We start from the raw sequence: 323 nt of genomic DNA on the forward strand, positions 1-323 counted from the left end.
CTGCGGGAAGGACGGATCCCACAGGATTGGCAGGACAAGCCGTCAAAGCTGTCCCATAAAGATCGTCATGCGCGATGGACGCTGAAGTTCACCAAAGCAAAGCGTCAGGATGACGGGACGATCCCGTCTACGGATCTCGCCATCCCTTTCTTTGGCTATAAATCGCATATTTCCATCGACCGGAAATTTCGGCTGATCCGCAAATGGAAAACGACGGATGCCGCTGCCAGCGATGGTGCCAGACTACGTGAGGGGCTTCTTGATCGCAGCAATACGGCGTCTGATGTCTGGGCAGATACAGCCTACCGCTCAAAAGCCAATGA

Annotated in this window: 1 pseudogene; it reads left to right on the forward strand. The window is 54.2% G+C overall.

Annotated features, from left to right (window positions below):
- Positions 1–323: pseudogene (locus HK20_RS12715) on the forward strand (IS5/IS1182 family transposase); the annotation flags it as partial.

It is taken from the genome of Acetobacter sp. DsW_54, from assembly GCF_002153575.1.
GTDB lineage: Bacteria > Pseudomonadota > Alphaproteobacteria > Acetobacterales > Acetobacteraceae > Acetobacter > Acetobacter fabarum.